Source organism: Polaribacter porphyrae, from assembly GCF_002954685.1.
Lineage (GTDB): Bacteria > Bacteroidota > Bacteroidia > Flavobacteriales > Flavobacteriaceae > Polaribacter > Polaribacter porphyrae.
The window spans coordinates 1,905,326-1,931,253 of the sequence record NZ_MSCN01000001.1; the positions used below are offsets into that span (position 1 = coordinate 1,905,326).

21 protein-coding genes and 1 pseudogene are annotated in these 25,928 nt (G+C 28.7%); 15 read left to right on the top strand and 7 right to left on the bottom strand.

The genetic code is table 11. The annotated features are described in order from the left end of the window. The first annotated feature begins 46 nt into the window (after window positions 1–46). Both BTO18_RS08615 and BTO18_RS08620 read left to right on the top strand, forming a co-directional pair. Window positions 47–1,429, top strand: coding sequence for a serine hydrolase domain-containing protein (locus tag BTO18_RS08615; RefSeq protein ID WP_105015828.1), 1,383 nt, complete (start codon window positions 47–49; stop codon window positions 1,427–1,429). 37 nt (window positions 1,430–1,466) lie between these two features. Beyond that, complete coding sequence (locus tag BTO18_RS08620; protein ID WP_146106900.1) at window positions 1,467–1,661, top strand: hypothetical protein; 195 nt, start codon at window positions 1,467–1,469, stop codon at window positions 1,659–1,661. Between the two features lie 119 nt (window positions 1,662–1,780). On the opposite strand, the gene radC is transcribed toward BTO18_RS08620, so the two are convergent. Continuing rightward, the gene (radC, locus tag BTO18_RS08625; RefSeq protein ID WP_105015830.1) at window positions 1,781–2,467 is read right to left on the bottom strand and encodes a RadC family protein; all 687 of its coding nucleotides are present in this window, start codon (window positions 2,465–2,467) and stop codon (window positions 1,781–1,783) included. Between the two features lie 116 nt (window positions 2,468–2,583). On the opposite strand from radC, the gene trkA reads away from it, so the two are divergent. The 6 genes from trkA to BTO18_RS08650 all read left to right on the top strand — a co-directional run bounded on the left by trkA (window position 2,584) and on the right by BTO18_RS08650 (window position 10,768). Continuing rightward, window positions 2,584–3,930 carry a Trk system potassium transporter TrkA gene (trkA, locus tag BTO18_RS08630; RefSeq protein ID WP_105015831.1) on the top strand — a complete coding sequence of 449 codons (1,347 nt, stop codon included), beginning with the start codon at window positions 2,584–2,586 and terminating at the stop codon, window positions 3,928–3,930. 5 nt (window positions 3,931–3,935) lie between these two features. Further along, on the top strand, window positions 3,936–5,438 hold the full coding sequence (locus BTO18_RS08635; RefSeq protein ID WP_105015832.1) for a TrkH family potassium uptake protein: 1,503 nt from the start codon (window positions 3,936–3,938) through the stop codon (window positions 5,436–5,438). A 143-nt stretch (window positions 5,439–5,581) separates the two neighbouring features. Continuing rightward, window positions 5,582–8,302, top strand: coding sequence for a T9SS type A sorting domain-containing protein (locus tag BTO18_RS08640; protein ID WP_105015833.1), 2,721 nt, complete (start codon window positions 5,582–5,584; stop codon window positions 8,300–8,302). Between the two features lie 30 nt (window positions 8,303–8,332). Next, the gene (locus tag BTO18_RS17645) at window positions 8,333–8,497 is read left to right on the top strand and encodes a hypothetical protein (protein ID WP_170063253.1); all 165 of its coding nucleotides are present in this window, start codon (window positions 8,333–8,335) and stop codon (window positions 8,495–8,497) included. A gap of 85 nt (window positions 8,498–8,582) precedes the next feature. Beyond that, the gene (locus tag BTO18_RS08645) at window positions 8,583–9,707 is read left to right on the top strand and encodes a phosphoenolpyruvate carboxykinase (ATP) (RefSeq protein WP_105015834.1); all 1,125 of its coding nucleotides are present in this window, start codon (window positions 8,583–8,585) and stop codon (window positions 9,705–9,707) included. Further along, window positions 9,707–10,768, top strand: coding sequence for a nucleotidyltransferase domain-containing protein (locus BTO18_RS08650; RefSeq protein WP_105015835.1), 1,062 nt, complete (start codon window positions 9,707–9,709; stop codon window positions 10,766–10,768). The genes BTO18_RS08645 and BTO18_RS08650 overlap by 1 nt, the downstream gene beginning before the upstream one ends. On the opposite strand, the gene BTO18_RS08655 is transcribed toward BTO18_RS08650, so the two are convergent. Next, entirely contained in the window at window positions 10,752–12,104 is a 1,353-nt protein-coding gene (locus BTO18_RS08655) for a UDP-N-acetylmuramate--L-alanine ligase (protein ID WP_105015836.1), read from the bottom strand. The two genes, BTO18_RS08650 and BTO18_RS08655, sit on opposite strands and share 17 nt — an antisense overlap. Before the next feature lie 168 nt (window positions 12,105–12,272). On the opposite strand from BTO18_RS08655, the gene BTO18_RS08660 reads away from it, so the two are divergent. The 3 genes from BTO18_RS08660 (at window position 12,273) to BTO18_RS08670 (ending at window position 20,368) form a co-directional block, all read left to right on the top strand. Next, window positions 12,273–18,893 carry an alpha-2-macroglobulin family protein gene (locus BTO18_RS08660; protein WP_105015837.1) on the top strand — a complete coding sequence of 2,207 codons (6,621 nt, stop codon included), beginning with the start codon at window positions 12,273–12,275 and terminating at the stop codon, window positions 18,891–18,893. A gap of 2 nt (window positions 18,894–18,895) precedes the next feature. Next, window positions 18,896–19,819, top strand: coding sequence for a M28 family peptidase (locus BTO18_RS08665; protein WP_105015838.1), 924 nt, complete (start codon window positions 18,896–18,898; stop codon window positions 19,817–19,819). Between the two features lie 102 nt (window positions 19,820–19,921). Continuing rightward, a complete protein-coding gene (locus BTO18_RS08670) occupies window positions 19,922–20,368 on the top strand; it encodes a hypothetical protein (RefSeq protein ID WP_105015839.1) in 447 nt (148 codons plus the stop codon). Between the two features lie 31 nt (window positions 20,369–20,399). On the opposite strand, the gene BTO18_RS08675 is transcribed toward BTO18_RS08670, so the two are convergent. The 4 genes and pseudogenes from BTO18_RS08675 to BTO18_RS08685 form a co-directional block, all read right to left on the bottom strand. After that, window positions 20,400–20,756: a TfoX/Sxy family protein gene (locus tag BTO18_RS08675; RefSeq protein WP_105015840.1), complete on the bottom strand. Its 357-nt coding sequence runs from the start codon at window positions 20,754–20,756 to the stop codon at window positions 20,400–20,402. Between the two features lie 7 nt (window positions 20,757–20,763). Beyond that, window positions 20,764–21,123 (bottom strand): annotated as a pseudogene (locus tag BTO18_RS08680) (DUF4136 domain-containing protein); the annotation flags it as partial. A 12-nt stretch (window positions 21,124–21,135) separates the two neighbouring features. Next, on the bottom strand, window positions 21,136–21,282 hold the full coding sequence (locus BTO18_RS17490) for a DUF4136 domain-containing protein (protein WP_146106901.1): 147 nt from the start codon (window positions 21,280–21,282) through the stop codon (window positions 21,136–21,138). 5 nt (window positions 21,283–21,287) lie between these two features. After that, window positions 21,288–22,325, bottom strand: a complete 1,038-nt coding sequence (locus tag BTO18_RS08685; RefSeq protein WP_105015842.1) for a M28 family peptidase — start codon at window positions 22,323–22,325, stop codon at window positions 21,288–21,290. Window positions 22,326–22,393: 68 nt separating this feature from the next. Here BTO18_RS08685 and kdsA point away from each other — a divergent pair, with 68 nt between their 5' ends. Together kdsA and BTO18_RS08695 are read left to right on the top strand one after the other, a co-directional pair. Next, window positions 22,394–23,212 (top strand): 3-deoxy-8-phosphooctulonate synthase, encoded by an 819-nt coding sequence (gene kdsA, locus BTO18_RS08690; protein ID WP_105015843.1) that lies wholly within the window; start codon window positions 22,394–22,396, stop codon window positions 23,210–23,212. Between the two features lie 39 nt (window positions 23,213–23,251). Beyond that, window positions 23,252–24,214: a transglutaminase domain-containing protein gene (locus tag BTO18_RS08695; protein WP_105015844.1), complete on the top strand. Its 963-nt coding sequence runs from the start codon at window positions 23,252–23,254 to the stop codon at window positions 24,212–24,214. Here BTO18_RS08695 and BTO18_RS08700 read toward each other — a convergent pair whose 3' ends face one another. Further along, the gene (locus tag BTO18_RS08700) at window positions 24,215–24,586 is read right to left on the bottom strand and encodes a DUF1801 domain-containing protein (protein ID WP_105015845.1); all 372 of its coding nucleotides are present in this window, start codon (window positions 24,584–24,586) and stop codon (window positions 24,215–24,217) included. Window positions 24,587–24,617: 31 nt separating this feature from the next. Here BTO18_RS08700 and BTO18_RS08705 point away from each other — a divergent pair, with 31 nt between their 5' ends. Together BTO18_RS08705 and BTO18_RS08710 are read left to right on the top strand one after the other, a co-directional pair. Then, complete coding sequence (locus BTO18_RS08705) at window positions 24,618–25,178, top strand: hypothetical protein (protein ID WP_105015846.1); 561 nt, start codon at window positions 24,618–24,620, stop codon at window positions 25,176–25,178. 133 nt (window positions 25,179–25,311) lie between these two features. Then, a complete protein-coding gene (locus tag BTO18_RS08710; protein WP_105015847.1) occupies window positions 25,312–25,920 on the top strand; it encodes a hypothetical protein in 609 nt (202 codons plus the stop codon). The last annotated feature ends 8 nt before the right edge of the window (window positions 25,921–25,928 follow it).

The window sequence follows — 25,928 nt, forward strand, 5'->3', positions numbered from 1 at the left end:
TTTCATTTTTTTAAAATAATAGCAAACAAAATAAATATAACGTTAAATGAAGATAACAAACTCAATCATCGTACTTATAGTGAGCCTGTTTTGTATAAATAGTTTTAGTTGTAATTCTACAAATAAACCTCATCTTTTAAATAATCAAACACAAAATAATTTAAAAAAATATGTTGGCGAATACATTTATGAGGCTGCAGGAATTCCGATAAATATTTACACTAAAGAAAAAGAAAATAATTCAAAACTTTATTTGTTTGTGACTGGAGATAAAGAAAGTGAATTAATAAAGATAGGAGAACATAAATTTTCCTTTAAAACTGAAAAAGAGTTTAAAGTAGAATTCAAAAACCTAGAAAATGGTGTTTTTAATGAATTAATTCTAATACAACCACAAGGAAACGTAAAAGCAGTTCGTAAAGAAAAAGCAATAGTAAAAATTGATGATTTAGCTACAATAGACAAAAAATTGATTCAGAAAGGTTTTTCAGGAGTAATTTTAGTCGCTAAAAATGATAGTATCATATTTAATAAAGCCTATGGTAGAAAAAATAGTCAAAAAAATGGAATGAACGACATAAAAACTGTTTTTGACATCTGTTCTATTACCAAACAATTTACAGCTGCAGGGATACTAAAATTATCAATGCAAAACAAAGTTTTAGTTAATGATAAAATATCAAAATACTTTAACGATGTTCCAAACGATAAAAAATATATAACCATTCATCAATTGCTCACACATTCTTCTGGTTTAGTGGATGGAATAGGAGATGATTACGATACTATAACAGAGGAAGAATTTCTAAAAAAAGTATTTAGTAGTAAACTAATAAGTCAAGTAGGTAAAAAATTTAACTATTCCAATATTGGATATAGTTTATTAGGTTTAATCATTGAAAAAGTTAGTGGAAAAGAATATGAAACTTTTTTAAACGAAACTATTTTTAAACCTTCTAAAATGTATCATACTGGTTATGTAATTCCTAATTGGAAAAATAACGAAGTTGCTAATGGATTTTTAGACGGTGCAGCAGCTAAAAAACCAAATGAAGAAAATTGGAGTAGCAATGGTCCATATCTAAATCTCAAAGCTAATGGTGGTATTTTATCAAATGCTAATGATATGTTTCTATGGAGCAAGGCAATAAGAAATAATACAGTTCTTGATGCATCAACAACTTCTAAATATCTACACCCACATTTAAAAACAGAAAGTTTATATAGTAATTATGGTTATGGATGGGGAATTGAAAATAATGATTCAGAAAATAAGTTGGTTCTTCATGGTGGTGCAAGTGATTTATTTGCAACAGATATGTGGATGTATCCAAATAAAGGAATTACTATAATCGTATTAAGTAATACACAAGAAGAATATGTCTACTCAATAGCAAGAAAAATATCTAATTTTTTATTACAAAAATAAAATGCTTCAACATAAATCAGTACTAAAAATTATCCTTGTGTTTATATTACTACCCAATATTTATTTAGGTCAACATATAATTTTAAAGGGCTTTGTAGAAGGTATCAATGATGAAAAATTAGCCTATGTCAATATTGGAATTAAAAATATTGGAACTATTTCTGATGAAAATGGTAATTTGAGTGTAACAAAAGGTACCAAAATAGCTATTTATGTTAAAGTAAGGCAATAAGTAAAACTAATATCAAACCTCATAAATTCTTCTTTAGTATAGGCTAAAATTAATTAAGATAGTAAAATATTTAATTTCTAAAATATGCTTGATAAATAAATTTTTCTGCATTTAATTACTTACAAAACCCCTTCATCAGCAAAGCTAAAGTACGATTTTTCAGTAATTATCAAATGATCTAGTAACTTAATATCTAATGTAGCACCTGCTTCTTTTATTTTTTCGGTTAACTGTTTATCTGCATTACTAGGTTTCAATTTTCCTGAAGGATGATTATGGCAAACTATAATACCTACAGATGCATATTCTAATGCTTTTTTAAATAGTAATCTTACATCAACAATAGTAGCAGTTAAACCCCCTTTACTTATTTGAGTTTTTGCTAGAACTTTATTAGAGTTATTTAAAAAAAGTATCCAAAACTCTTCATGTGCTAAATCACCAATAACATGTTGCATTATATAAAAAACATCTTTACTACACGTTATTTTTGGCTTTTCTAAAGCGGTTTCTAATTGACGCCTTTTTCCTAATTCTAATGCAGTAATTATTGAAATAGCTTTAGCCTCTCCTATTCCATTAAATTCTGTTAACTTCTCAACAGAGAGTTTTGCCAATTCATTAATGTTTCCATTTACTGATTGTAAAATTCTTTTACTCAATGCAACTGCACTTTCGTTTTTATTACCAGAACCAATTAAAATTGCAATCAACTCTGCATCAGACAAAACAGATTTTCCTTTAGCAAGGAGTTTTTCTCGAGGTCTATCATCTAATGCCCAAGATTTAATGGTAAGTTTTTCCATAGAAAACAATTTTTATAAAAGTACAAAAAAGAGTTAAAGCCTCTTAAAAATCAGTTTTTTTTATTTTTACTCCTTAAGTCTTCATATCTTTGCATTCTATTTCATATTTTAAATTTATGAAGATTATAATAGCTGGTGCAGGAGATGTTGGTTTTCACTTGGCTAAACTACTTTCTTACGAATCTCAAGATACTTACATCATAGATTTTGATGGTGATAAGTTAAACTACATAAATAACCATTTAGATGTAATTACACAAAAGGGAGATGCTACATCTATAAAACTTCTAAAAGAAATAGGTATTGATTCTGCTGATTTATTAATTGCTGTTACAGATAGTCAAAACACCAATTTTACAATTTCTGTGATAGGGAAATCATTAGGAGCGAAAAAAACAATTGCAAGGATTGATAATCCTGAATTTTTAAATGAATGTGAAGTTGATTTTACAAAATTTGGTTTAGATTTTATGATTTCTCCTCAAGAGTTGGCTGCAAATGAAATAAAAATGTTGCTTAACCAATCCTCATTTAACGATACTGTTGAGTTTGAAAATGGTTTGTTTAACGTAATGGGTACTGCATTAACTTTCAAATCACCTTTGGTAGATTTAACAGTAAAAGAGGCAAAACAAAAGTTTTCTAATATTGATTTTATTACAATTGCCATTAAAAGAGAAAATGTTGCACAAACTATTATCCCAAGAGGGGATACTACTTATCAATTAAACGATCAAGTATATTTTTCTGTACCAAATTATAGCATGAAAGATTTGTACCCTATCATTGGTAGAAAGCAGTATAATATCAAAAACGTAATGATTTTAGGAGGAAGTAGTATTGGAGAAAAAACTGCTAGAAATCTTTGTGAAAATAATTTTAAGGTAAAGTTAATCGAAAAAAATAGAGAAAAAGCAGAAACTTTAGCTGAAGGTCTTAATAATACTTTAGTAATTAATGGAGATGGTAGAGATTTAGAATTATTAGAAGAAGAAAACATTAGAGAGACTGATGCTTTTATTGCAGTTACAGGAAATTCTGAAACGAATATCATGTCTTGCTTGGTAGCAAAATCTAAAGGAGTTAAAAAAACAATAGCTTTGGTTGAGAATATGGATTATATTGATATTTCTCAAACTATTGGTATTCAATCACTCATCAATAAAAAATTAATTGCTGCTAGTAATATTTTTAAACATATTAGAAAAGGAGAAATTCTAGAACTTGCAAACCTACACAATATAGATGCAGAAGTTTTTGAATTTGAAGTGCAGCCTAATGCAAAAGTTACCGAAAAACCTATTCGTGATTTACGTTTTCCAAGAGAAGCTGTTTTTGGTGGAATTATTAGAAATGGTAAAGCTTTAATGTCTTTTGGTAATATGCAAATAAAAAACGGAGATAAAGTAATTGTTTTTTGTTTACCAGAAGCAATTAGTACCGTAGAAAAATTATTCAATTAACTTTTATGGGCTCTTCTTTAAACTTAAAAATTATTTATCGTTTTTTAGGTATTACAGCCATTCTGAATGGTTTTTTTATGTTTATAGCCTTTCCTTTTAGTTTTTTTAACGATGAAATTGCTGCTTGGGGAATTTTGAATGCTGGAATTATTACAGTATTTGTTGGTTTATTACTTTTCTTTTTTAATAAACCTGCTCACACTAATATTCAAAAGAAAGAAGGGTACTTAATTGTAACCCTTGGGTGGTTAACATTATCTGTTACAGGGATGCTACCCTACTTGTTGTCTGGTGCAATACCTTCAGTTTCAGATGCTTTTTTCGAAACTATTTCTGGGTATTCTACTACTGGTTCATCAATTCTAACAGATATAGAATCAATGCCAAAGGGAATTCTGTTTTGGAGAAGTGCCACACATTGGATTGGAGGAATGGGAATTATTGTATTAACTATTGCCATTCTACCTTTATTAGGTATTGGAGGTATGCAACTTTTTATGGCAGAAGCTCCTGGGCCCTCTGCTGATAAATTACATCCAAGAATTACAGATACTGCAAAACGTTTGTATCTAATATATGTGCTATTAACTTTAGCTGAATTCTTTTTACTTAAAGTTGCAGGTATGACATGGTTTGATGCTATAAATCATGCAATGGCTACTGTAAGTACAGGTGGTTTCTCTACCAAAAACGCAAGCATTGCTCATTACAATCACTTACCTTTTGTACAATACATTATCATCTTTTTTATGTTGGTAGCAGGTACAAATTTTGTATTAACTTATTTTGCCCTAAAAGGCAAAATTCAGAAAGTTTTTCAGAGTGAAGAATTTAAGTATTATTTATTTGGCATTGTAGGTATTTCTTCTATTATTATTTTTATTATTTACTTTTTTCAAGACCCTAATTTACAAACAACTATTGCACATCCAAAAGTTTTTGGTGAAGCAGAAAGTGCAATTAGGCATGCCTTGTTTATGGTAACTTCAGTAGTAACAACCACTGGTTTTGTAACTGCGGACTTTACGATGTGGAATTTCTTTGCTACAGGTATCTTTTTCGCATTATTTTTTACAGGAGGTTCTGCAGGATCTACAAGTGGTGGAGTTAAGGTAGTAAGACATATAGTTATGTTAAAAAACAGCTTTTTAGAATTTAAAAAAGCGTTGCATCCAAATGCAATCATTCCTGTGAGATATGATGGTAAATCTGTGCATCAAAACATCGTTTTTAATATTATTTCTTTCTTCATTATTTATATGTTGATTTTTATTATGTCGTCAGTAACCTTAACCTTACTTGGTTTAGATTTTATTTCTGCTCTTGGTGCAGCTTCATCTTCTTTAGGTAACATTGGTCCAGCAATAGGTTCTGTTAGTCCTGTTGATAATTTTGCTCACTTATCTGCACCAGCAAAATGGTTTTGTTCTTTTTTAATGTTAATCGGAAGGTTAGAATTATTTACTGTTTTAATTTTATTTACTCCTTTCTTTTGGAGGAAGAATTAAGTGTATACTTTAAATTTTTATTAATTAATTATTTACTTTTTTAAGAAATTATTAATTCTTACACTTTTACTTAATCATTATTATAATTATTAAAAAGAAATAGTTAATTTTAAGCAAATTCTAATTCGCATAAAAAATTTACTATGAAACAACAATACTTATTTAAAATTTTAATTTTCTTATTATTAAATGTATCAGTTAATTCTTTTGCTCAAAGAGAAATTACTTTAGGAACCAATACTACATATAACCCTAGTATTACACAAATGGGAAAGACAGAAAGAATTGACGACACCCATGTAATAACAACTTTTAGAGATGGTTCTTTAGCCACATCTTCAGATATAAAAGTAATGATAGGAAATGTAAGTGGTACAACAATTACTTATGGAGCAACAGTAACAGTAGAAGCTGATACTAACAGATATAATTCCATAGAAGTAATATCATCAACTCAAGCTATTATTAGTTATGAGTATGATCATCCAAGTGGCACCTCTTTTGATACTGGATATTCTAGAGTAATAACTTTTGATACAGACACAAATACTATTACAAATGTTGGTGCTGCTGTAGATTTCTCTTCTGGAGATGTTGATGCCGCTTTTTCATTTAATCCTATACAAATGGTTAAACTTACTGATACAACATTTGCTATACATTATGCTGATAGTGCAGATAATGGTGTAATTAAAATTGGAACAGTTAGTGGAACAACAATTACTTATGGTGCTGCACAAACCTACACTACAGGTGATGTTCAGAATTTGTACATTAGTGCTTTATCAAGTACTAAAATTGTTATGACTTTTGAAGATGATGGTGATTCTGATAAAGGTACTGCAGTAATAGGAGATATTTCTGGTAATATAGTAACTTTCGGAGCAGAATATGAATTCAATACAACCCCTATATCTTATACAGCAGTTACTGCAATCAGTGAAACACAATTTGTTGTTATCTATATTATTGATGATGCTAATGATTATGGTTACGCAAAAGTAGGTACAGTTTCAGGTAACACTATTACTTTCAGTACTTCATCCTATCAGTTTGAAGGAACACAAGATGCTCGAGATATGTCCATAGATTTTATAGGTAACAAAGAATTTGTTTTTGTTTATAATGGAGCTAATGGTGACAATTCTAAAATTAGATTAGGTAAGGTTTCTGGCACAGGTACATTAGCAAATATTTCTTATAATACAGAAGACATATTTCTTTCAAATCTTGAAGGAGATGATACTTGGGTTACCTCATTAACTGCTGATAATTTTGTAGTTACATACGTTGATGATCAAGAAACTTCGCCAGCAAATGATTTAGGAGAATATATTGTGGGTACTTTACCTTCAATAACAAACACATGGTCAGGAGCAATAGATAATGATTGGAATAATGACTCCAATTGGTCAGAGATAGTTCCAGATAAATTTTCTAATCCCATAATACCAAGTGGATTAACCAATTATCCAACAATATCTACTCCAGTAACTGTTAATTCTATAAATATTGCATCTGGAGCAACTCTGATAGCTACAAATACTTTTACTGGAGATGCAACTTATACTAGAAATTTAGGAACTGGTAGTCAATGGTATTTCATGTCTTCACCTGTTAATGGAGAAGTTTATAATGATGCTTGGGTTACTGCCAATAGTATTCCTTCTGGTACAGATTTTACAACCAATAGAGGTATCAGTACTTATGACAATTCAAGTTTTACAAACCCTAATGTTGCTGGTTCTGCAGGTCATTGGCGTTATATGCAAGGTGGAGGAAGTGGTACTTTTATGACTGGTAAAGGTTATGGAATTATTCGTTCTGGTGCAGGCAATATTTCTTTTACGGGTTCTGGAATTTACTCTTCAAATCAATCATTTACTTTATCTCATGGAGGAGTTAATAATTTTAATTTAGTAGGTAATCCTTTTACAGCATTTATAACTTTAGGTACTTTTCATGGTACCAATTCTGGGGTTATTGGAACAACCTTTTATTTTTGGGATGGTTCAGCTTATGTTTCAAGGGTCTCAAATATAGCTAACGCAGACAATCAAAACTTTGAAATTGCACCTGGCCAAGGTTTTTTCGTTGAGTCTACTAGTGCAGGGAGTGTTAATTTCGAAACTTCAGACTTAACACATCAAGGCACAGATACATTTGAAAAAACAACCAGTGTAATACCAGAAATTAAGTTAAATCTTACACAAAATAGTAGTACCAGATATGCTAGGGTATATTATATAGATGGTACAACAAAAGGTTATGATGCTGGTTACGATGGTAAATTATTTGGAGGAGTATCTCATTCATTTGCAATTTATTCTGATTTAGTTGAGAGTAATGGCAAAAAGTATCAATTACAATCATTACCGAATTCAAATCATGAAAACATGGCTATCTCTATTGGAGTAATTGCTGATGCTGATAAAGAAGTTATTTTTTCTGCAGAAACACTAAATATACCTTCTGGTCTTAAAGTATTTTTAGAAGATAGATTAACGAATAAGTATACTAGATTAGACGAACCAAATAGTGAATATAAAGTTAATTTAACAGAAAGATTAGATGGAATTGGTCGCTTCTATTTACATACTAAATCTAGTGTTTTAAACACAAAATCTATCGATTTAAATTCTATAAGCATTTATAAAACAAACGCATCTAACTTAAGAATAGCTGGTTTAAATGGAGAAGTAAGTCTAAAATTATACAGTGTTTTAGGCAAAAAAGTATTGAACAAATCATTTACAATAAATGGTGTAAGCGATATTACATTGCCAAGTTTAACTGCTGGTATTTATATTGTTCAACTAGAAACTGAACATGGTTCTATTAACAAAAAAATATCTTTAGAATAAAACCTACAAAATCTACCAACTTAACTTATTATGAAAAATACAAGCAATAGAGAAAATATAAATCGTAAAGAGGCTATAAAAAAAATAGGTAATTACAGTAAATATGCAGCTTTAACAGCATTGGGTACTTATATGATTTTAAACCCACAGAAAACTCAAGCAGCAAGCCCTGAAAGTCCAGGGACTGGATTCTAAATAACTCATATTAAATAAACTATAAACGCCTCATTTTTGAAGCGTTTTTTTATGTAAAGTATTTTAATTTAACTACATTTATTGTATGGATAAAATGACAACTCTTTATAAAGTCATAGAAAATAAAACTATAACATGGTTTGAGGATACAAATAAATATTTAGTTTTAGAAAATACTACTGCTGATATTATTAAGAGATTAAACAAAGGAGTTTGCGTAAAAGAAATAGCTAAATCTTTATCAAAAAAACTAAATATTCCTGAAGGGAAATCAATCGATTTTATATTGAATCTTGAGAAAGACATCCTGAAACCGAAAACATCAAAACCTATCGATATAATAAATGATTATAGAGATATTAAGAGGCCAAATAAGTATGAATTCATAAAGTTTTATAAAGTTAATGACATTGTATTTAAAGCTTGCTTTTTAAGTGAGAAAGAACTTTCATTAGTGCATCCAAAATTTGCTCATTTAAGTATTAAAAATGTTAAACACTTTGACAATGAATTAGAAGTTTTTATAGATCATAATTATATTTTTCTTTATGTAAATAATACTTTAATTGACTCTTGGAGTAGCCAAAATATGCATTACTTTCAAGGAAAATTCTCTATGATGCTTATTCAAAAAATCCATCAAAAAGAAGAAGAGAAATGGATGGGAATTTTTCATGCTTCAGCTGTGAGCAATCAAAAAAAATCTATTCTTTTTTTGGGTGATTCAGGAAATGGAAAAAGTACTTCTTTAGCTTTGCTACAATCAAGTGGGTTAATCTGTTTGGCAGACGATTTTGTTCCTATTGATTCAGAAAATCAAGAAGTTTATAGTTTCCCTGCTGCAATTTCAATCAAAAAAAATAGTTTAGAGGCTTTACTCCCTATTTATCCAGAATTAGAAACTTCTGCTGAATATCATTTTAAGAGATTAAATAAAATTGTTCGATATTTAGAACCCAATAATACTGAATTTTTTAGTCATTTACCTTGTAATGATTTAGTTTTTATTAAATATGAAAAAGATAGTGAGTTAATCTTTAAACAAATTTCTAAAATTGATGCTTTTCAACAGTTAGTTCCAGATTCTTGGTTATCTCCTATCAAAGAAAATGCACAAACATTTTTAGATTGGTTTTCTCAATTAAATTGTTATCAACTTCAATACTCTAAAAATGAAGAAATGATAGATACAGTTCAAAAGCTTTTTTAATGATGACTTACAAAGAAATACTTTTCTTTATTGGTAAAAGTTTAACAATAAATCATGAAAATCATAACAGAGTTTTAGTTGAAGAAGAACTTAAATCAAATAAAATTGATTGGGATGCTGTTGTTAAAGTAAGTACGAGTCACTATGTTTTTCCTGCTTTGTATTGTAATTTAAAAAAAGCTGATTTTTTACATTATTTGCCAGATGATTTAGTTGAATATATGAAACGTATAACAGATTTAAATCGTGAACGGAATCAACAAATAATTGAACAGGCAAAAGAAATTAACGATTTATTGTTAGAAAACCATATCACTCCAATTTTCTTAAAGGGTACAGGAAATTTACTTGAAGATTTATATGATGATATTACAGAACGTATGGTTGGTGATATTGATTTTTTAGTTTCTGAAGAAAATTTATATAAAGCAAATAAGACACTCTTAAATGCAGGCTACTATACTACAAGTAAGAAAAATAAAGGGCATAGACATTTACCAAGGTTAATAAAAAGAAATAGAATAGGTGCTGTTGAAATTCATAAAGAGATTATTAAAAAAAAATATAGCAATCATTTTAATTTTAATTCAGTTTATCACTCAATAAAAAATAAAAAAGGTGCACGTTTTTTATCTAATAAAGATAAATTAAAATTAGTTGTACTATCTTACCAAATAAATGATTTTGGATATTATTATAAAAACATTAATTTAAAACAGGGTTACGATATTTTTTTAATTTCTATAAAGAATAAAGAATTAATTTCTCAAGAATTTACTTTATATAAATATTTTAATTCATACATGGGGTTGTGTTCTATTGTATTCAATACAAAACAAATTAGATATAAGAAAAATAAACATGTTAATTCTTATATTAAAATTGGGTTGAATAGAATAGGAAAGAAAAACAGATTTTTAAAGTTTATTAAAAATTGGCAAAGTAGAACTAATTTACTTTATAAGAGTTTTTACAATCAAGAATCAAGAAATCTATTATTTAGTAAAATTTTTAATCTAATTTGGATAAAAAATAAATTAGGTTTTAAACCAAACCTTTAACCTCGTCAAAATCTAAACCTCCATAATTTCCAGAGCTCATTAAAACAGTTGCTGAATTATTCAAGTTTTCATTAAATAGAAAATCTTTAAAATCTTGTGGATTGGTATAAATAATCAAATCATCTCTTTCAAAAGCATTTGCTATTTGCTGATGTGTAACTTCTTCTAATTGTTTAATTTTAACTGCATAAGGTGAATAAAAAACTACAGCTTTATCTGCAAAATCTAAAGCACCTCTGTATTCTGATAAAAATTCGGCATTTAAACTAGAATACGTGTGCAATTCTAAACAAGCCAATACTGTCCTTTCAGAATATTGTTCCTTTACAGCTTTTGTAGTTGCAGCCACTTTAGATGGCGAATGAGCAAAATCTTTAAAGATGACAGTTGATGAATTTTCAGCTATTTTCTCTAAACGTTTACTTGCTCCAGAAAAACTGGCTATGGCTTCATAAAAATCATCTTCGTCAATACCCATATGTTGGCAAATCCACTTTGCTCCTGCCAAGTTTTGCAAATTGTGCTTTCCAAAAATTTCCAAAGGTAAATCACCTTCTTGGGTTTCTAAATACGTAGTTCCATTATCAATAAAATAAGTTGGTGTTTCATAAGGATACTTTTTAATATGATTTTCTGAAGATTCTACTACCTCCTTTACATTTTCATCTTCAATATTATACACCATACTTCCTCCATTTATCATAGAATCAGTAAAAATTTGAAACTGTTCTTTGTAATTCTCAAAAGTTGGAAAAACATTAATATGATCCCAAGCAATACCACTTAACAATGCGATATTTGGTTTGTATAAATGAAATTTAGGGCGCATATCAATAGGCGAACTCAAATATTCATCACCTTCTAAAACCATAAAATCATTTTCTTCAGTAAGATGCACCATCGTTTCAAAACCTTCCAATTGTGCACCAACCATATAATCTACTTCCCTTTCGTGATAATTCAACACGTGTAAAATCATAGAAGTAATAGTAGTTTTACCATGAGAACCACCAATAACTACTCGTGTTTTGTTTTTACATTGTTCGTATAAAAATTCTGGATACGAATATATTTTTAAACCTAATTCTTGTGCTTTTAGCAGTTCAGGATTGTTCTTTTTTGCGTGCATTCCTAGGATGATGACATCTAAATCTGAAGAAATTTTTTCGGGAAACCAACCAAATGATTCTGGCAACAAACCATATTTTGCTAATCGTGATTTTGATGGATTGTGAATGGTGTCATCACTTCCAAAAACTTGGTATCCTTTTTGGTGTAAAGCTATTGCCAAATTGTGCATAGCACTTCCTCCAATGGCTATAAAATGTATGTTCATTAACAAAAATTTAAAAAGTAAAAATACAAAAGCTTCTTACAATATTGATTATATTTAAACAAAACTCAACTAAAAATAAGGTTAACGAACTCAAAAGGTATGTTTACTAATTTTAGTTTGTTTTACAACTCGATTTACAAGTACTTTATAGACCTAAATCTATTGATTATGAAAAAAATTACTACAACAACATTAATGATTATCCTATTCTCTTTAACTCTAAATGCCCAAAATGATTTTGAGATGCTTTGGACAAAAGTTGAAAAACTAGAAGTTCAAAATTTACCTAAATCTGCATTGAAAATTGTTGATGAGATTTATGAAAAAGCAGATAAAAGTAATAATTCATCACAAATTATAAAATCACTTTTTTATCAAAGTAAATTTAGTTTGATATTGGAAGAAAATGCACAATTAAAAGTAATTAATAATTTTAAAAAACACATTGATATTCAAAAATCACCAACTAAAAATGTATTACAAAACGTATTAGCCAATTTATATTGGCAATATTTTAATCAAAATAGATATAAATTTTACAATAGAACCAAAACTAGCGAAAAAGTTGATGCTAATGACTTTAGAACTTGGGATTTAAATACATTATTCAAAGAAATTCACTTGTATTTTAATGCTTCTTTAGAAAATGAGGAAACATTAAAAAATATTGATATTGAAGCATTCTCTGATATTTTACTACTTCAAAAAGAAACCAAAACGTACAGACCTACTTTATTCGATTTTTTAGCAAATAACGCTTTGCAATTCTATAAATCGTCTGAAACTTCAATTACAAGACCATCGTATAAATTTAATATTGACGATTCAAAATATTTAAAGGATTTTAATGCGTATTCTGATTTAAAAATCACCTCAAAAGATAGTATTTCATTACAATTAAATGCGTTAAAAATTTATCAGAAATTGATTTGTCATCATCTTACAAAAGATAATACAGATGCTTTAGTGCACATTGATATTGAACGACTAACTTTTGTAAAAAACAATGCTATTTTTGATGATAAGAATGCCATTTTTTTAAATACTCTCAAAAAATCAGAACAAAAATTCATCAACCAAAGTGCCAATGGATTGTATGCTTTTGAAATTGCCAAAATTTATAAAAATGAATCTAAAAATAAGGACGCGCTTGATATCTGTAACTCAATAATCAAACAATTTCCGAATAGTTTTGGTGCTCAAAACTGCAAAATTCTAAAAGCACAAATTAAACACAAAACATTAGCAATTAGAGCTGAAGAATTTACCCCAATAAATAAAAACTCAAGAGTTTTAGTAACCTATAAAAATATAGAAAAACTGTTTTTTACTGCTTATAATATCACTCAAAAAGAGTTTGAGCAATTTAACGAACGTTATAATTTTGAAGATAAAAAAAATTTTATAAATGCATTAGAAATTTCTAAAACTTGGAAACATCAATTGAGAAATGAGGGCGATTATCTACAACATGCTACAGAAGTAATTGTACCTAAATTTGAAAACGGAATGTATTTAATTGTAGCTTCAGAAACTCAAGATTTACAAGAAAATACTATTTATGGTACAACTACTTTTCAAGCAACCAATTTAACTTTGGTAGAAAACACGTTCAATGATAAATATAATTATCAGGTTGTAGATAGAAACACTGGAAAGCCAATACATAAAGCAAAAATTCATTTAAAAAATAAAGTTTTTAAGAATCTGAATCACATTAATAAAAAATTAGTAACAAACAAAAATGGTTTCGCATCTTTTAAAAGTGATGAAAGGTACACTAATGTAGATATTGCTGTAAAAATAAAAAATGATTTTGCAATTTTTGGAAATCATTATTTTTATGAATACAGTAGAACACGTTACACAGATAATCAAGATGAAGAAATTACAATTAAACCCTTCATTTTCACAGATAGAAGCATATACAGACCTGGACAAACTGTGTATTTTAAAGCGATTGTCATAAAAAAACAAGGTGATAAATCTGAAGCGTTTACAAATGAATATGTTTCTGTTACACTTACAGATGTAAATAATCAAGAGGTTAAAGAACTTGATTTAAAATTAAATGAATTTGGTTCTGTTGCTGGCGAATTTATCATTCCAAATAATGGATTAACTGGCGAATTTGAAATCAAAATTGACGAAAGTGTCGAATATGATAGTAAATTTTATGATGATGCAGATTTCGATTTTGATTATAATAGTTCCACCAGAATTCAAGTTGAAGAATACAAAAGATCAAAATTTGAAACAGAATTCAAACCGATTATAGAAAGCTATAAAATCAATGATTCTGTTACTGTAAATGGTTTTGCAAAAGCTTTTTCTGGTGCAAATATTACTGATGCAAAAGTGGTGTACAGAGTCCACAGAAAAGTACAATACCCAAGTTGGTATTATTGGAGAATACCAAATGCAAACTCATCTTCACAAGAGATTACGCAAGGAGAAATTACTACTAATGAGAAAGGCGAATTCAAAATTACGTTTAAGGCCATTCCTGATGAAAGCGTTGATAAAGCTAGTTTACCCGTTTTTAATTACGAAATTACTGCTGATGTAACTGACGTTAATGGAGAGACAAGAAGTGCAACAACAATTGTAAAAGTGGGTTATCATTCTTTAATTGCTTCTATTTCTGTTCCAGATAAAATTGACAAAAGCAATAAAGAAACCATCATTTCTATTGACACCAAAAACTTAAATGATGAATTTGTTGCTGCAAAAGGAAACCTTAAAATATACAAGTTACAATCGCCAAAAAATCCGTTAAGAAAAAGACCTTGGTCTGCTCCTGATTATCAAGATATTTCTGAAAACACGTTCAGAAAACTATTTCCAAATGATCCTTATACAAATGATGAAAGTGATGAAAAAAACTGGAAAAAAGGCGAATTAGTTTTTAGTAAAAACTTTGATACAGAAACATCCAAAGAAATTAAATTACTAAAAACAAAAAACTGGATTTCAGGCAAATATGTTATCATTTTAGAAAGCAAAGACAAATTTAATCAAGCCGTAAAAGATGAAAAAAGAGTTACATTATTTTCATCTAAAGAAACTAAAATTGCAGATAGCAAATTGTTTACTATAAATACCGATAAAACATTTTATCAAATTGATGATACCATAAAACTACAAATTGGTTCTGCTTCCAAAGACATTTCTGTGGTTGTTCAAATTGAAAAGAACCATAAAATAGTTGATACAAAAATCATTAGATTAAGTAACAACACAAAAACGATTCAGATTCCTGTAACTAAAAAAGATTTGGGTGGTTTTGCTATTAAATATCATTTTGTAAACTACAATTACTTTAAAAGTGGGAATTTAATTATTGATGTTCCTCATCAACCTAAAAACGACATCAATATCACCACAAATATTTTTAGAGATAAATTACAACCTGGTGCAAAAGAAACTTGGAGTTTTACTATTAAAGATGATAAAAATGACGCTGTGGCTTCAGAACTTTTAGCGTCTATGTATGATGCGTCTTTAGATGAATTTAAATCGCATTCTTGGAGTTTTAATCCTATAACAACAAGAAGGGTTTACAATTCTTATAAAACCAGTAATGCTAACAATAGTTTTGGAAATATCAATTTTAGAACTTTTAATCTGCGAAGAAACTATTTTGGTTTTCCAAAAATTCAGAACGATGCTTACAATTGGTTTGGGTTTAGTTTGAACAATAGTAAATGGAAAAATCAACAATACGTTAGAAATGTTAGGCTGAAAATTAATAATACTCGAAAAGATTTTGATGGTATAATAACTGGAACCATTAGAGATTCATCTGGAGTTTTACCTGGAGTTTCCATTCTAATTAAAGGAACAAATTTTGGAACAGAAACCAATTTTGATGGCAACTATTCTATAAAAATTAAAAAAGGAGATGTTTTAGTTTTTAGATATTTAGGTTTTAAAACAAAAGAATTTTTAACTGATAATCAAACAAATATTGATGTTGTATTACAAGAAGACCCTAATCTTTTGGAAGAAGTTGTAATAACTGGTTATGGTACTAAAAAATTTAAATTTGCTACTAGTGCAGTTTCTACAATTTCACAAGCCGAGTATAATGCAGATTTTAGTAGTATTTTGAATGGGCAAGTTGCTGGAGTTTCAATAGTGAATAGTTCTGGTCAATCAGGTGCAAATTCTTTAATTAGGTTAAGAGGAGTAAATTCTATTAAAGAAAATAACAAACCTTTATATATTGTTGATGGTGTAATTGTGGATTCGTTTGATGAAAATAGAAGCAATATTGTTGACATTTCGATTCTTAAAGACGCTTCAGCAAATGCAATCTATGGTTCAAGAGGATCAAATGGAGTTGTGATTATCACCACAAAATCAGGTCAAGAAAAATTAGACAAAGAATTATCTAAAGTAAAAGCACGTAAAAACTTTAAAGAAACTGCTTTCTTTTATCCACAATTAAAAACCGATAAAAACGGAAAAGTGAGTTTTACGTTTACAATGCCTGAAGCTTTAACCAGATGGAAATTGCAATTGTTAGCACATACAAAAGATTTAAAATCCGCTTCAAAAACTTTGCAAACTGTAACTCAAAAAGAATTGATGATTGTGCCAAATGCACCTCGTTTTTTAAGAGAAAAAGATACCATAACCTTATCTGCAAAAATTACCAATTTAACCAACAACCCACTTTCTGGTTTTGCAAAATTGATTTTAACAGATGCTATTTCTGGGAAAGAAATTAATCAAGAATTGCAAAATAGCAACTCAAATAAAAACTTTACAGTTGATAAAGATGGAAATACAAATGTTTCTTGGAATTTATCCATCTCTAAAAACATCCAAGCTGTTCAATATAAAATTGTAGCAAAAGCTGGCGATTTTTCTGATGGAGAACAAAATGTATTGCCTGTTTTAAGCAATAGAATGTTGGTTACAGAAACGCTACCTATGTGGGTTGGTTCTAATCGAACCAAAACATTTACCTTAAATAAGTTACAGAATAATACTTCATCAACTTTACAAAATCATAAGTTGACTTTAGAAATGACATCAAATCCTGCTTGGTATGCTATTCAAGCTTTGCCTTATTTAATGGAATATCCTTATGAATGCGCAGAGCAAACGTTTTCTAAATATTATGCAAACACGCTTGCGAGTTTTGTGGCGAATTCAAATCTTAAAATTCAAGAAGTTTTTAATAGTTGGAGAAATTCTGATGCTTTGTTGTCTAATTTAGAGAAAAACCAAGAGTTGAAATCGATGATTATTCAAGAAACACCTTGGTTAAGAGATGCAAAATCTGAAACTGAACAAAAGAAACGTATTGCTTTATTGTTCGATTTGAATAAGATGAAAAATCAGCAGCAAAAAGCCATCAACAAGCTAAAAGATATGCAACTGAATTCAGGAGGATTTTCTTGGTTTAAAGGTGGTAGATATGCAAGTAATTTTATCACACAACATATTGCTACTGGTTTTGGGCATTTGCAAAAATTAGGTGTTCCCGATTTTGACAAATCAACCCAAAAAATGATTGAAAAAGCTGTCAAATTTTTAGATGATGAATTGTTAGAACAATATGAAAAATTATTAGATAGAGCAGAAAAAATCAAGCAAAATTCAAAAACGAAGAAAGAAGCAGATAAGAAATATAAAGAATATTTATCAAAAAATAATTTAGGTTATTTTACCATTCAGTATTTATACATGCGTAGTTTTTATATTGATATTGCTAAAGCCGATAAATTAAAAACTGCTGTTGATTATTATCAAAATCAATCTATAAAATATTGGAATGATTATAATTTGTATGCTAAAGGACAAATTGCGTTGTCGCTTTTTAGAAATGATAAAAAACAAGCTACGAATAATATTTTAAAATCATTAAAAGAAAACTCCATTACTTCAGATGAATTAGGAATGTATTGGAAAAGCAATACAGCTGGGTATTATTACTATCAAGCTCCTGTAGAAACCCAAGCATTAATGATAGAAGTTTTTTCTGAAATTGAAAATGATGTTTCCACAATCGATAACCTTAAAATCTGGTTGTTAAAAAACAAACAGACCAATAGTTGGAAAACTACAAAAGCCACGTCAGAAGCAGTGTATGCATTATTATTAAATGGAAGTGATTGGATTTCATCAACAGAAATGGTAGATATTAAAGTTGGGAATCAAAATATAAATCCATCAGAAATACCAGAAATAAAAGTAGAAGCTGGCACAGGCTATTTTAAAACGTCTTGGAATACCAGTGAAATAACATCAGAAATGGCAAAAGTTACCATCACCAAAAAAGATAAAGGAATTGCTTGGGGTGGTTTATATTGGCAATATTTTGAGGATTTAGATAAAATTTCATCCGCAGAAACTCCCTTAAAATTGAATAAAAAATTATTCAAAAAAATAAATTCTGATACAGGAAAAGAACTCCAAAAAATCACAAAGGAAACCGATTTAAAAATTGGTGATTTAATAACTGTAAGAATAGAAATCCATTCAGATAGAGATATGGAATTCATCCACCTAAAAGATATGAGAGCTTCTGGAGTTGAGCCAATTAATGTACTTTCTAAATACAAATGGCAAGACAATTTAGGCTATTATGAAAGCACAAAAGATGCTGCAACCAATTTCTTTTTTGACAGATTACCAAAAGGGGTTTATGTTTTTGAATATGATGTAAGAGTCAACAATGCTGGTAATTTTAGTAACGGAATTTCAACAATTCAATCTATGTATGCACCAGAGTTTAGCAGTCATTCTGAAGGTGTAAGAATTAAAGTTGATTAAATATGAAGATTTTTTTCACATCTATAGCATACTTTATTTTTTGTATCACTTGTAACGCTCAAAAAACAAATGAGAATGATTTACAAAGAATCAAAAAGCACTTTATTGCAATCACAAAAACAGAAAAAGCTAGAAATTACAAAAATGTAAAAACACTCAATTTTGTTGCAAACTATATTAAAAAAGAATTGACCAAAGTTTGTGATTCTGTAGCTTATCAAAATTTTAATGTTGATAACACTATTTATAAAAATGCAATAGGCTCTTTAGGAACTGAAAACAAAGAAAGGATTATTATTGGAGCACATTATGATGTTTGTGGAGATTCTGAAGGCGCAGATGATAACGCAAGTGGTGTAGTTGGTTTGTTAGAATTAGCACGTTTATTGTCAAAAGAAAATCTAAAATATCGTATCGATTTTGTTGGGTATAGTTTAGAAGAACCACCATTTTTTAGAACCAAACAAATGGGTAGTTATATTCACGCAAAGTATTTAGTTGATAAAAAAATTCTTGTAAAAGGAATGATTTCTCTTGAAACTATTGGTTTTTTTAGTGATAAAAAAGGTTCACAAAGATTCCCAATTATGGGAATGGAAAAAATTTACGGTAATATTGGGAGTTTTATTACTGTTGTTCAAAATGATAAAAATGAGATTTTTAGTAATCAAATTGATTATTTAATGAAATCTGAACAACTTATAAATACCAAATCATTTAAAGGAAGTTCAAGACTTCCAGGTGTAGATTTTTCAGATCATTTAAATTATTGGAAACATAATTTTGACGCTGTAATGATTACTAACACTGCATTTTATCGCAATAAAAACTACCACACTTCTAATGATAAATTAGATACTCTAGATTTAGAAAAGATGAATTTGGTAATAAAACAATTGTTCAACGTTCTCAAAAAAATAAATTAATTTAAAAAATCTATTTTAACAAAATCTTATTCATATGAGTTAAAAAAAGCAAAAGAATAATTTTAATTTTGGAGCGTTAATTAAAAACTAAAAATATTCATTATGAAAAAAATTCTTTTTACAATTGGTTTATCACTTACAACATTACTTTCAGCGAACGCTCAAGACATTTCTGATAATGCCATTGGTTTACGTTTTGGAGGTGGAAATGGAGTTGGTGGTGAAATTTCTTACCAAAAAGCATTAGGAAGCAACAATCGTTTAGAAATTGATTTGGGTTTAGCCAATGAATTTACCAACTTTAAAGCTACAGGTTTGTATCAATGGGTTTGGAATTTAGAAGAAAAATTTAATTGGTATACAGGTTTTGGTGGTGGAATTGTTTCCGCAAACGGAACAGGCATATATGGAGCAGGTGTTATTGGTATTGAGTATAATTTTAATGCACCAGTTTTAATTTCTATAGATTATAGACCAGAAATTGGTATTGCAGGTGGTTTAGATGGTTTAAATTCTGATGTTGCTTTATCTGTTAGATATCAGTTTTAAAAAAACTTTTACAAATACAAAATCCTCTAAATTATTTTTTAGAGGATTTTCTTTTTTTACTAGATTTTGCAAGTGGATTAAAGTCTAATGCCAATTGCAACCAATAATACAAATCCACATCTAAATCGATAGCTTCATCTGTTAAAAACACAAAGCCTTTCATAGGTTTTCCTGTAAAATTCATTTCTTTACAACCTTCTTTCAAAAGAGACATTTCATAAATATTTGGGTTGATACGTGCCATGATTTCATCTTTATTTACACCCACGTACATTTTATCATCTACCATAAATAATAAACCACCCATCATTTTTTTTGCGATAAACTGCACATTTTTTTCATTTAAAAATTGTGAAACTCTATCTGCTAAATATTGACTATAAGGCATTTTAGGTTTATTTTTTAGGCGGATATTTCTCTAAAATCTTTTTGATAACTTCTTGAAAATGCAATTCTTTTTCTTCGGGTTTTCTTTTCTCTTTTATTTTTGAATTTAAAATTCCTTCCCAAATAACTTTATCGGTTTTAGAATTTACAAACTCAATAATTAACTCTTCATTTAGCTTTTTGCCTCCAATTGGTATTCCTCCAGAAATGCCAAAACCTCCATTATTTCCTCCAGAACCAATTCCTATTCCAATAGTATTGTTGTTTAGATTTTCAGATATTTTAGAAATCATATTAACGTAAAAATCAGGATTTTCAGCAGTAGCAAAACCTAGTTGTTGTAACTCAAAATCGATGGCTTTTGTAACTCTTTTTTTATCTTAATCGTTTAATCCTTCTCCAACATCTTCATAAAAAAGATACGTTTTAAAATCAGAAAAATTGATTTTAGAATCGTAATCTGTCATCACTTTAGAGGTTCCACAACCTATTAAAATCAATAAGAATATGTATTTACTAAACTTCAATATTTTTACTTTTTACGTTCTTTAATTACCACTCTAGTAGGTGTATCTATACCATCAATAATACTTTTTGTTCCTTTAGCAACTGCTTGAATAGTTTGTGTAATAATCGTCATGTTTAAAGTTTCAGCCTCATCAGAAACTTTATGATAGTCTTTATCTACATCTATTGCAGTTGTAGAAAATGTATGAGAAGGCACTCCTAAACGTGCCAAAGATGCATTATCAGATCTAAAAAATAAATTAAAATTTTTATATGGATCAGGAAACAACTGATACCCAGAACCTTTTAAATTTTGTTGAACAATCTTACCAAAATCTGAACGTTCAAAACCAGTTAACCAAGCTGTATTTGGTCCAAAACTTGGAATTTTACCAATCATTTCTAAATTTATACCAGCTACAAATTTATTAGCGTCTATACCTTTTCCAAAATGAGTTGAGCCTATCAAACCCATTTCTTCAGCAGTAAAAGCAACAAAAACAATGGTTCTTTCATTTCCTACTTTTTTAAAGTATTCTGCTAATGCTAACACACCAGTTACTCCAGAAGCATCATCATTTGCACCATTATAAATTAGGTCTCCACTCCCACTCTTTTTCATTCCTAAATGATCATAATGTGCAGAAATAATTACATACTCCTCTTTCTTACTTTTACCCTCTAAAACACCAATAATATTGGCACTAGTAATTTCTTCTTTACTTCTTCTTGGTGTAAAATTAAAGGTTTGTCTGTAAGAATCTAAACCTTCAAAAGTGGTTAAACCTATTCTTTTAAATTCATTTTCAATATACTTTGCAGCCTTTTCTATACCTTCTGTACCACTTTTTCTACCTTGCATTTCATCAGAAGCAAGTGTATATAAATGTTTTCTTACGGATGCAGAATCTATAAAAAAAGAAGGTTTTTCCTTTTTTGTTTTACTTGGTTTCACATAAGTAACCCCATCAACACCATCTTTACCTTTATTGCCTTTTTGAGTTACTTTACAACTCGTTAATACAAATACAAATATGAATACAGTATAAATTATTTTTCTCATAATTTTAATAATATTTAAAGGATAAATATAGCAAATATAATTCCGTATTTTTGTTTAAAATTTTACAAATGGTATTATCAGAAATTCCGAATATAAAACACACCCATGCTAATAATTTCTTTTTGCTTTGTGGACCTTGTGCAATTGAAGGTGAGGAAATGACTTTACGTATTGCAGAAAAAGTAATTACAATTACTGATAAACTAGAAATTCCATACATTTTTAAGGGCAGTTTTAAAAAGGCTAACAGAAGTAGAATTGATAGTTTTACTGGAATTGGAGATGAAAAAGCATTAAAAATTTTACGCAAGGTTTCAGAAACTTTTAATGTACCTACTGTTACAGATATTCATGAAGTTACTGATGCTGCAAAAGCTGCTGAATATGTAGATGTTTTGCAAATTCCTGCATTTTTAGTGCGTCAAACAGATTTAGTAGTTGCAGCTGCAAAAACAGGAAAAGTAGTCAACTTAAAAAAGGGGCAATTTATGAGTCCTGCAGCTATGAAACACGCTGTACAAAAAGTAAAAGATGCTGGATCTAATAAAGCTTGGATAACAGATAGAGGTACTATGTTTGGCTATCAAGACATGGTTGTAGATTTTAGAGGGATTCCTGAAATGCGTGAATTTGCCCCAACTGTATTAGATGTTACGCATTCGTTACAGCAGCCAAATCAAACTGCTGGAGTTACTGGTGGAAGACCTGAAATGATTGAAACTATTGCTAGAGCTGGAGTTGTAAACAATGTTGATGGCTTATTTATTGAAACTCATTTTGACCCAGCAAATGCAAAATCTGATGGAGCAAATATGTTACATCTAGATAATTTAGAGCAACTACTCACAAATTTAGTCGCGATTCGTAAAACTATTAATAGTCTTTAATCACAATTTTTAGGCATAATAGTTGTTTTATACTTTAACATGAAACAATTATTAATCATTCTACTATTTATCAGCACAAACTTAAATGCTCAAAAATTCGCAAAAGTTGATGAATTAGTAAGAAATTATCCTCGTTTTTCTAAAGTAGAAGCTCTTGCAAAAAAGATTGAAAAAGATTTTACCAAAGATATAGATAAGGCAAGGGCTACTTTTTTTTGGTTGACTCAAAATATACGCTATAATTTAAAAGAACTCTACAACCCAAGAAAAAAAAGAAGCTATCGTTTTAAGTTTTCTTCTGAAGAAGACCGATTGCAAAAAATTCAAGCTATAAAAGATCAATTTGTAGCTAAAGCGTTTAGAACAAAAATGGGTGTTTGTGAAGAATATGCGCAAGCTTTTAAAAAAGTATGTGATTTGTTAGGTATAGAAGCTGCTGTTTTAAAAGGTAATGTTAGAAACGAAGCCAGAGAAATCGGAACTATTTCTAGAGGTACAAACCATGCTTGGAATGCAGTAAAAATTAATGAGAAGTGGTTAATTTTAGATGCAACTTGGGCAGCAGGTTATGAATATAATGGCAAATGGATTCGCAGATTTAATGGCTACTTTTTTGATATTCCAAAAGATAAAATGTTTAAAACTCACTATCCAAAAGATAAATTATGGGTATTGCGATTTGGCAGAATGAGTTTAGAAGAATTTTACAATCAACCAATTTATACCAATACTTTTTTAGGCTTACAAACTGAATTGTTATTACCTAAAAAAGGAACTATAAGTTTAAAATCATCAGAAAACATACTATTGAAATTTAAAAATTTAGATTCTAATGCTATAATTTTCTATGCAATGTCTGGTAATAAATATGCCCAAAAACCATTAATAACTACTGCTAATAAAATATCTACAATATCAATAAAAAATCCTAAAAGAAATGCTGATTTGGTATTATATATCAATCAAAAAGATGCTTTACATTTTAAAGTTAGAGTGAGATAATTAACTTTTCTTGTAAAACCCTTTGTCTTTTAATCGATGTGCCTCTTCTAAAACCGTTAATAAAACCAACTCATTAATATCTTCTAATTGATAATAACGTAAAGATTTCACCACTTTTCTATTTTCTGAAATTAAGAATTCGTTGTATTTGGTTAAATGAGCTGATACCCAAAAAGCAACATCTACATAACCTTTCTTTTTTGATGGGTTTAGATAACAAAATGGTTTATCATCCAAATAATAAAAAGGAATTTTCCATTTAAACTGTAAATCAGCTTTAGGAAAAGTGCCTTCTATTAAAATTTGCAAATGCAACAAAATAGATTTGAAAGGTTCTGGTTGATTTAATATATATGCTTCAGCAGGTTTCATTTTTTGTATATTAGCGAAAGTTATAAAATTTATGCATAAACACGATAATTTGGAGGTTAATTTTTCTTTAAAAGGAAATGCAAGTATTCAAATAGGGATCTATTTTTTATTGGCTGCATATTTAATTAAAACTTTTTTAGAAGGTTTTTTAATTGATGATAATGCTGCAGGAATGTTATCAGCAGAAATCATAGAAATATTAATAATAGTCATTACTTTTTTCACTTTTTTGTTGTCTGGATTAGCCCTCTATTTTAAAGGAAAAAGAAATGCTAAAAAACTTGACTACAAACTCTTTAACTCAAAAACCAAAAAGAATTTCTGGTTGCTTATTTTAAGTTTTATCGGAATTTTTTTATTGCTTATTTTATTAATGAATTTAGGCTTTATAGATTTTATTACACCCACATTTTTACTTTTATATGGTTTATTGATTTTTTTAAATAAAAATAAAAAAAGAAGAGGCTTACTTATCTTATCTGGTATTACTGTTTTATTAGGTGTTTTATGTATTTTTATTCCTAGTTATTGGCACTCATCTTTATTTATTTTAGGACTTGCACATATTACTTATGGTTTTGTAGTTAGGTAAAACTCACAAATACATTCTTCTTTATATTGATATATTGAGATTTCTCAAAAATTCAATTTTAATTAGATTTTTAATTTTTTTGTTGCTGATGTAAAAAATATTCATTTACTTTGTATTTCAAAGTTCTTTAAAAATGAGTTCAGAAGATTATTTAAAAGACATATCAGAAATTAAAACGTTAATGAGTAAATCATCAAGATTTATATCATTAAGTGGTTTGTCTGGCATTTTAGCAGGCATTTATGCTTTAATTGGAGCAGGATATGCATATTGGCTTGTGAGTAATAGTGGTAGAGATTATCTAATTTTAGAAGGAAAAACCTTTAAATTAGTTATTTTAACTTTATTAATTGTAGGTCTTTTTAGTATAGGAACTGCTATTTTTTTAACCACAAAAAAAGCAAAAAAGAACGAAGAAAAGATATGGGATGCTCTAACTAAAAGGCTTTTAACAAGTTTTATAGTTCCTCTTTTAGCTGGTGGAATTTATATTATCATCATACTAAAACAACAGAGATATGGACAAACAGGAGCATTAATGTTACTATTTTATGGCTTGGCTTTACTAAATGCATCGAAATATACTTTAGGTGATATTAAATATTTAGGCTACACCCAAATTGTTTTAGGCTTACTTTGTGCCGTTTTTCCTGGTTATGGATTTTGGTTCTGGGTAGTTGGTTTTGGGTTTATGCATATTATTTACGGAGCTGCTATGTACTATAAATATGATAGAAATTAGATGTAAAT